Raw genomic sequence first — 8,337 nt, forward strand, 5'->3', positions numbered from 1 at the left:
GGCTGGTTGCCACGTGAACTTGCACAAAACTACAAAGATATGAATGTTCATTATGAAGAACAAAAAAATCATATTCATCAAGTCTTAATAAACAAATATCTAGCTCCTGTAACTGAAAATCTGCTTAACCTAGGATATAAGGAGCTCTATGAAGTCCTAAATAAAACACCAGGATTCGGTACTCATAACACTTACCCAACATTTCGTAAGCACATGAATAAGTATGGAAGCCAGTCAGCATTTAGAGGAATAGATAGAATTGAGTATTTAAAATCATTGATGCACCTCATTTCCTTTCTTAAATTGGGTTTAACCCAAGAAGAGGAAGCGTTAATTTCAGAATGGGAACTTATTGGAAAGAATAAGAGAGATTATTTGAAATCTCATTCTGTTGCTCCTGCGTCACATAAAACAAAATAAACTGTCGGTTAAATATACTCAAGCGTTAAACCAACTGCTATTAGAGTATAAATACAATTGAAAAGCCCCTCATCAAAATTTCGTAGAGGGGCTTAATCTTGAGTAAAAATGTGATAATGTATGCTTCGATACAAAATTGTATGGTTCGATACAGCAGCTCTTTTAGGTTTTGCATGATTTCATACAATTCTATATGATTCGATATCGTCTTAATAATGGAAAGTCACCTTCAATTCCATTACATACGTTATCACTCTCATACTGTTGCCAGAACTATAATCGCAAAATATTTAATGTGCTAAATCCCACACACAGTCCTCGGAGTGTACCACCCTAATCTTTCTAAGACATTATGTGTGGGACTGCATGCAGCCAGCCAATCTGCCGGCGCTTACGGTAGCGCCCAGAAGTAACTAACTGGGCGTGTGGAGTTGCAACAGTCGGCCATCACGCTGGCACAGCCAATTTCGCCCGAAGCAACCGGGCACGGCATCAGCCTGCATCCCATCGATGTCGGTGCAGCCATTCAACTCCATAGCGGAATACCAATCAACAACTTTGTTTATTCCAGTCTAAAACTTTATTTCTTTCGACAATTAGAAATAGTTTGGTGTGTTCTCCCCAATACAACTATTCTTAACAAGAAAAAGACTACCGCTATACACGGTAATCTGGGGCAGCTTTACTATGAGAGAAAAAATTATAAGACTGGCCATATATACTTTTAATTAAACGAGCCTTGGACTCTTCTGACCGAGTCATCGTTCCAAAGACGGTGTGCAAGTGAATTCACTTTGGATTGAATAAGATGATATTCTACATCAGCTATATAGATTGAACTAATGAATTACATATAGGAGAAAGTAAGGAAGGGAAACTGGAGGAGCGGTAGCGTCCGCCTTTGTCTGCGGATTTCCACCGCTATAAGCGGTATAAATCAAGAAATCTGCAGACAACAACGGATGGAAGTCCAAACATTCACCGTAGTTACGGTAACACTCTCAAAAGAGTAGATCTTAAGTTCAATCTATATAGTTGTGTTCTCTATTAAATTATGAAACACTCACAATTTTACCATCAGAAATCGTAAAGGTATGGTTACATAATAATTGGATATCTTCTTTGTTGTGGGACGTCATAACAATTAGTTTATGTTCGGACCTCAACTTCTCTAGAATTGTTCTTAATTTTACCACAGAAGTTTCGTCCAAAGCATTAAAAGGTTCATCCAAAATGATAATTTGTTGGTTTTCCATTATTGCCTGAATAATTCCTAATTTCTGCTTCATTCCTAATGAATACTTTTTGAATTTCTTCTGATCTTCCCAATTCAAATCAAATAAATTCATGATCCTTTGAATATCTTCATTCTTAGTTACATTTCTGATTTTAGCTAACATTTTTAAATTTTCGTATCCTGTTAGATGACCTAAAAAGCTAGGTTTTTCAAGAAGTATTCCTAAATTATCGGGAAATGAAATATCCTTACCTAAAACTTTTCTATCAATTCTTACCTCACCGCTAGATGGCAGTATTAAACCAGAGATCATTCTCAAAAACATTGTTTTACCGCTTCCGTTTTTACCAACTACTCCGTATATATTATCACTTTCCATAGTGACATTTATATTTTCAAGAACATTAATTTTCCCAATTGACTTGGTGAAATTAGTTACTTCAATTTTCATGCATTATTAGCTCCCTCTTATGATTTATTCTTTGAATAAGGGTAATTAGCACTATCGAAAGAACAATGCTTTTAAGAACATCGAATAATACATTCAATGGACTACTAGAACGGGGTAAAATATAAAAAAGTGTGCCTCGATAATAACTTGTTATAGCTAATAAAATTGAAATTCCACCCAAAATCATAAAAGTAGTTGTTTTCGTATACTTAAGTAATAGAAATATTTGCAATAAAACGATAATCATACAAAAAAGAAAAACTCTAAGCACAACCCCAACTGTTATTATATTTACTGTTTGAATAAAACTGAAATTATTGTAAATAAAGTCAAATATCAATCCTAGCAAATAAAACATTATAACAAATGTTGCCGTAATGATAAAAGCTCCTTTCAAGAGAGCTTCTAACCATTTACTTTTATTTTTATAACGAATAAAAAAATATTCAGAACTATCAATATAATATTCAATATAGTCAATAAGTGTATACTGTAATAATGAAAGTATCATAATAAATAAGCCCTTTAACAGCGGATCTTTTAATGGAATACCCCCAAAGATAGTTTGATACATTGTTTTTAGGTCACTGGTACCGGTACTTTTTAAGTAGCAATAACTCACCAAAGTGCAAATAGGTATAATCACAAAAAGGGACGGCCTTATTACCTTAAACATATTTATCATAAAAAGTTCCTCTTATCACTTATTATGAAATTTAGAATTATTGACATTAAAACCATACCTAACATCCAAAAATAGCTTTCCGTACCTTTTTGAAAAACCCACGAAAATAATAGGTTTATATTTAGTCCGAAAAATTTTCTAATATAAGGTCGTAATACTATAAGCTCAATAGCCATCCACACAAAAACAATTAAAGAACAGTTTCTTCTAAAGATCAATTTGTTAGAATACTTCAAACATGATACTACGTTAATAAATAAGATTATTCCTAATAAATATCTAAAATACCAGTCTGTTAATTTCACAATAAAATTACTATCTACCAGTGATAAGGCTCCGAATAATATGAAAATAAACATGATGCTTAAACAAATAAATCCTTGTATGTAATATCCGAGCAACTCTCTTGTAAGTATTTTTCTTCTATTACCTATCCTTACATAGGAGAAATCATTAAAGTTACTGCCTTCAACAGTCAAGCCAATCGTAAGTACAGATATAAATTGAAAAACAAAAAACCTATCATATATCCATTGGTCGAACCAGCTATGACCATTAGAGACTTTGATTAAGAAGATTATACCGCTAAGTGCAGTATAGATGGTAAACCAACAAAAAAAAGAAAATCTACTCATAACAATTCCTCATTTTATAAAAAACTGCACCAACTAATAAAATATTCACTAACATCCATCCGCCAAAAACGAGTACTACATTTTCCCAAGTAATATTGTCTGTGAAAGCACCTACCGCTGCTGGTTGAAGGATTATCCGAATATCATACATAAATAGTTCAGGAAAAGAATCTAAAATATAGTTAATTATATACAGAATAATGACAGGTAATACAAGGTGAATATACCTATTCTTGAAGTCAAGCAACATACTAATGCAAAGTGAAAACACAACAAACAAGGAGATTGCTAAAGCGTTCATCAAGGTATAGATATGAACCATATTTATTGGGCTGGAAATAAAAGCTTCATATATAAAACTCCCCTCCTTTGGCACCAAAAAATCATAGTTAACTGTCTTGTTGTTTTTATTGGGGAATAGCATATATGTCATTAAAACATTTATCTCTAAAGTGACTAGTACTATAAGGAACGACAGTATACCCGTGGAAATGAACTTTGAAAAAAAGTACTGACTTTTACCTCCTCTGATAATTTGGTTCATATACATGGAGGTACTCTTATCCTCGTAGTAGATTAACCCAGTAAATAACACAGTAAGAAACCAAAATATAGTACTATAAAGATTATTTCCCCAACTTACTGAATTAATTAGCATCCAAAACTGGAACGGGTTTTGCCCAACAGTCTCTCTTAAACCAGGATATTTAGAAAAATATCTACTTACTGTAATTGGATCAATTACAACAATCGTAAGTAATAATAAAACCGAAACTAATACTTTTCTATCTGAAAGAAGTCTTTTAAAATCGACCCTGAGATAACTTACTAGCCTACCACCCATTTGTTTTCCCTCTCCTTTTTCGAATGTTGATAGAGCTTGGCCAGGAAGCAAAATACACAATAAATGGGGGACTTTAGGTCCCCCGTTACACTTGGCAAGAAACTATCGGTTAGTTTGCAGTCCATTCACCTGAAACAGAAACTGTCGACGATAAATTAACTGGATTATCAAGGTTTAGTATGACTGTTGAAAAAGCAGCTGGTACCTCGATATCATAGGGTATATTAGCCCAACCGATATTATTGCTATCATATATTATAGTATTATATGGGGAAGATAAATTAGGATTAGTCCAAAAACCACTTTTTTCTGTCCATGCTCTAACGTACTTACCGGAACCTAAATTTGTTATTTGGACGCTGAAACCCGGCATATTCATACCGCTTTTTACATCGGCACTTATCTCAGTATCGCCTTGGTTCGCTGGTAGTGAACCCGAGAAAGATGTTGCGGCAAAGGCTGATGTTGCGGCAAAAATTGTACTAATTACTAGAGTAGCAATAGCTAGTTTACCTTTGTTCCTCATAATTAATATCCTCCTATTGTATTTCTATATTGAAAGCCGGCCGGCATCTCAATCAAGCACATGTCGATACGTTTGATAATAGAATTATTTTGTAAACCACCTTCAATAATTTTAGTATAACACCAATATTTTGGAAGTGTATATAGGATAATTTGGATTTTCTTGCCGATATTGGTCGAATACTTTCAAAAATCACCCCTTTTTCAGGTCATAATTTAGTACTTCTACTAAAAACCCCACGTAAGCTTTTCTTTCGCTAAATTATGCGCATCTCGCATTCCTTTGTAACCGAATCCACAACCATCGTCGGCCCGTTTAATAGTTCTTTTTATTTTGCCACTTACTAACTGGACAGTGAAATGTTTTATATTACTAACTCAACTTTCACAGCTAGAAAATCGGCTTAAACCCTTGAGGCTGTAAGAAGAATTCGCTATATTTAGCCAAGTTGACAAAAAACACCTCGCTTGTTTGGTATCATGGAAGTGCGACCAACCATGCCAACAAGAAAGGTGCGTAACCCTATGTTACAACAACATTCCCTATCTGAACATTCTCGCTTTTCCAAACTTTTTGCCAATCTTCAATCGGGAAACCTTACGACAAGCAGGTATTTCCAAATCGCTCGGTCTTTCGAGCCTAGCGATTTTTCAAATTGTGTTCTCCCTGGTCTTCGAAGGGAAGAACTGGTTTCGCCTTCTGGAAAGTGACCGTGCTGCAGATCTTCCCGGCAAAGATGTTATTTATCGGTTTTTGAATCAAGCTTCTTTTGCGTGGCGTCGCTTTTTACAGGCCTTAAGTCTTCGGATCGTGCGCCATTTCGAATCGCTCATTTCTACTCAGCGCGTACGTGTGTTTATTATCGACGATTCCGTTTTGAGCCGAAACCGAAGCAAAAAAGCAGAATTGTTAGCAAGGGTTTTTGACCATTCTACCGGCAAATTCATTAAGGGCTACACGATGCTAACCCTAGGTTGGTCGGACGGTTTTAGCTTTGCTCCGCTTGATTTTGTCATGCGCTCTTCTGCCAAAATCACCAATCGGCTATGCGAAATGGCTTCGAATCTGTCCAAACGAAGTCACGGCTACAAGCGCCGGTTGGAGGCCTTTTCCCGGAAGCCGGATGCTGTCGTAGCCTTGCTAGAACGGGCTTTACCTGCTGGATTCGCCGCCGACTACGTGCTTATGGACAGCTGGTTTACGCAAGCTCCACTCCTTCGTGAGCTTGCCGCTATAGGGCTTCCCGTGATTGGGATGGTGAAAACGCTACCTGGTTCACGGTAAGCGAATGACACTCCGCGAGGTCTTTCAAAGCCTGCCCGCATCGAATGCTAAAGACATTAAAGGCTCGCTCATCGTGCATACCGCCTGCGGTCTGCAGGTGAAGCTTGTGTTTGTCCGCAACCGGAATAAAAGACGGGAGTGGCTGGCTATTTTAATTACCGATGTGACGCTGGATGCAGGTGAAATCGTACGGATTTACGGCATGCGCTGGAGTATAGAGACCTTTTTCAAAGTCACCAAAAGTTATTTGAAATTGGGCACTGAATTTCAGCGACGTTCGTTTGACAGGCTGATTAGCCATACGACGATTGTATTTAGCCGATATTTAGCGATGGAATACAAACGGCGTCAATCAAGTGACGACCGGACACTTGGAGGACTCTTCTTTCTCTTTGCCGACGAAGTCCGCGACTTGGACTTCAAGACCGCGCTTCAGCAGCTCATGAGTCTATTTTTCGAAATGTCCCAGGCGAAAACCAAGAAGAATACAAAAGCTGTTTTTTGTCAACTCCAGGAATGGATCTCCGGTTTACCCAGCTATATCTCTTCTTCATTTAAGAAATTTCATAAAAATGTTCTCCTTGTTTGGTATCTGTGACTTCAACAGTTAATTTTCCTGAGAAAATCCAACAAGAGGAGTAGTAAAGTTATAATGAACTGCTCTTTCAATTTGTAAAGTTCTAGCCATTCTAATTGCCTAGTAAAAGTGAATACGTGCAAATCAAAAAGAGCCCCTTCCTACTGTGAGGGGCTTTAGATTGTATTCAATTTTGAAACTACTGCACTGATAATTTCTGCTATGCCGTTAAAATGAGCAAATCTAAATTAATGTATCCTTTAGTCCCCACACTGAATACTTAACACCGTTATTGTAAGTTACATTTTTCTTAAAATCATAAATTAATTCTGAACTGACTCCATTGCTTTGAAGTAATCCAAAAAGCAGCTCGATAAGTTGGGATTGATAATTTAATTGCCGCTGAAGATTGTTTAGTTTCAGACTTGTTTCAGTACCTTGAATTTCATCATTAGACTCATTAGGAACCTCAACAAGCTTCAAATCAATAAGGTGATGATTAGCTGTTGAGTAGTCCCATTGGGAAAGCTCTACAAGCATCGTCAAGTATGTTTCATCCACGCCTAATCTCTGCACTTTAACTGGCTTTATTTCTTCTCTAAGCATCCCTGACCACATATTTTCAAAAGAGCTAGCTTGGCCTACACATCTAATGGCCAACTTTCCATTCACAACCGTTTCTTTATATTTAAGTACTGTCACAGTCATTCCATCCACGCGAAGGTACGGGGGATATTCAAATGATTTTTCATTTGATGAAACATCGGTAGTATTCATTAATCGTCACATCCATAATTATTTTTTATGTATTGTAGATGATAAACGGAAAACATCAAAATCGAGATGAAGGTGATACGAAGCTTAGGGTCAACTAAGGTTTTTCAATTTGGCTAAACTTCAAATTAAATAAAAATCCATCCACTCATGAACAAATCAAAGCTTTTAAAATACTTGCTGCCTCGAATAGGTTGCTGTAAAAGCCTCAGAGTTACTAAGTTATGAAAATATAATGATGTACATACATATTCATACATGTGAAGTTTAATATAATTGAAAATGTTCCAGACCGATACTAAGTTCAAAATGATGTGAGTTCAAACAGAAACCTTAGTATATTCGGTATACTAGATAAGCATTAAAAAATTGAATTTCAGTGAGGTGTTCAAAAGATGGCTAATAAAGAAAAATTAGCAACAGGGCATTACGAGGTCGTGGGTGAGACTTATGCAAAGATGGAGTTTTATGAACAAGGTTGGAATCCCTACAGTAGATTTTTGGATGTTGAAAAAATTGATTTAATATTGAGAAAAAGAGTTAATAGTCAAATTGTATATAAAGAAATTCAGGTCAAATTTGGTAAGTTATATGAAGTGAACACTAAATTCGAAAAGCTTCATTTTGACTTAACCTCATGGAGATTCTTTAATCCTAATGAGTTTAATAGATATGAGGAAAACGATAGCCTATATATTGCTTATGTTTTATCAAAAGACTTCAAATACGAAGGTGACATTTTTATTTTTCCAGTAAAGGAATTTTCCTCACTACTAAAGCAAGCCATACCAAGTAAAGACAAAGTGAAATTATATATCTCCCATTCAATTAAAGAAGATAAGTGGTACATAAGGTAGGCGTGTTGATTTCCCAAAAAAAGGGACGAAAAAGGCCGCCATTTCGG

7 protein-coding genes and 1 pseudogene are annotated in these 8,337 nt (G+C 36.0%); 3 read left to right on the plus strand and 5 right to left on the minus strand.

The window, feature by feature from the left end:
• On the plus strand, nt 1–420 hold a 420-nt coding region (locus QW71_RS40740; RefSeq protein WP_039310402.1), incomplete at its 5' end, for a hypothetical protein.
• A gap of 1,052 nt (nt 421–1,472) precedes the next feature.
• Here the strand turns inward: QW71_RS40740 and QW71_RS35220 are convergent.
• From QW71_RS35220 to QW71_RS35240, 4 genes are all read right to left on the minus strand, one after another.
• Nucleotides 1,473–2,108 carry an ABC transporter ATP-binding protein gene (locus tag QW71_RS35220; RefSeq protein WP_039310406.1) on the minus strand — a complete coding sequence of 212 codons (636 nt, stop codon included), beginning with the start codon at nt 2,106–2,108 and terminating at the stop codon, nt 1,473–1,475.
• On the minus strand, nt 2,098–2,793 hold the full coding sequence (locus QW71_RS35225) for a hypothetical protein (RefSeq protein ID WP_039310408.1): 696 nt from the start codon (nt 2,791–2,793) through the stop codon (nt 2,098–2,100). The genes QW71_RS35220 and QW71_RS35225 overlap by 11 nt, the downstream gene beginning before the upstream one ends.
• A 627-nt stretch (nt 2,794–3,420) precedes the next feature.
• Nucleotides 3,421–4,272: an ABC transporter permease gene (locus tag QW71_RS35235; RefSeq protein WP_039310410.1), complete on the minus strand. Its 852-nt coding sequence runs from the start codon at nt 4,270–4,272 to the stop codon at nt 3,421–3,423.
• A 109-nt stretch (nt 4,273–4,381) separates the two neighbouring features.
• On the minus strand, nt 4,382–4,798 hold the full coding sequence (locus QW71_RS35240) for a hypothetical protein (RefSeq protein WP_039310411.1): 417 nt from the start codon (nt 4,796–4,798) through the stop codon (nt 4,382–4,384).
• 524 nt (nt 4,799–5,322) lie between these two features.
• Between QW71_RS35240 and QW71_RS37525 the strand changes: the two are divergent.
• Nucleotides 5,323–6,680: pseudogene (locus QW71_RS37525) on the plus strand (transposase).
• 222 nt (nt 6,681–6,902) lie between these two features.
• On the opposite strand, the gene QW71_RS35250 reads toward QW71_RS37525, so the two are convergent.
• Complete coding sequence (locus QW71_RS35250) at nt 6,903–7,436, minus strand: hypothetical protein (protein WP_039310412.1); 534 nt, start codon at nt 7,434–7,436, stop codon at nt 6,903–6,905.
• A gap of 392 nt (nt 7,437–7,828) precedes the next feature.
• Here QW71_RS35250 and QW71_RS35255 point away from each other — a divergent pair, with 392 nt between their 5' ends.
• Nucleotides 7,829–8,290 carry a hypothetical protein gene (locus QW71_RS35255; RefSeq protein ID WP_039310413.1) on the plus strand — a complete coding sequence of 154 codons (462 nt, stop codon included), beginning with the start codon at nt 7,829–7,831 and terminating at the stop codon, nt 8,288–8,290.
• Nucleotides 8,291–8,337 lie beyond the last annotated feature (47 nt).

Origin of the sequence: Paenibacillus sp. IHB B 3415, from assembly GCF_000802655.2 — a bacterium.
GTDB lineage: Bacteria > Bacillota > Bacilli > Paenibacillales > Paenibacillaceae > Paenibacillus_AQ > Paenibacillus_AQ phytohabitans.